The following is a 327-nucleotide window of genomic DNA, read 5'->3' as shown; positions in this document are numbered from 1 at the left end:
GCCAAATACTCTAAAACCAAGTGAATGTTTATGTTATAACCGAATAATTGTGGTTCAAAAGGGATTTGCAACAGTTGAATTTTTTATAAATATAGAGAAAAGCAGTAGTTTTGCTGAAAAATTGAACTCTTGGTAAAAATAGACAACATAGAACTTGGTGAATTCCCATTGCTTTTAGCACCAATGGAAGATGTAAGCGATCCGCCATTTCGTGCCTTGTGCAAAGAGCAAGGTGCCGATGTGGTGTACACCGAGTTTGTGTCTAGTGAAGGCTTGATTAGAAACGCAGCCAAAAGCGTGATGAAGTTGGATATTTACGAAAAAGAG

Annotated in this window: 1 protein-coding gene; it reads left to right on the top strand. The window is 37.6% G+C overall.

Features of this window, described 5'->3' with window-relative positions; genetic code table 11:
- Positions 1–129: 129 nt before the first annotated feature.
- Positions 130–327 (top strand): tRNA-dihydrouridine synthase (locus H4O21_RS28740; protein WP_182812693.1); only part of this gene is annotated, 198 nt, incomplete at its 3' end.

Origin of the sequence: Oceanospirillum sediminis, from assembly GCF_014164585.1 — a bacterium.
Taxonomy (GTDB): Bacteria; Pseudomonadota; Gammaproteobacteria; order Pseudomonadales; family Halomonadaceae; genus Oceanospirillum; species Oceanospirillum sediminis.
The sequence above is the reverse complement of the archived record's forward strand: the minus strand, read 5'-3'. Positions and strand labels throughout refer to the sequence as shown.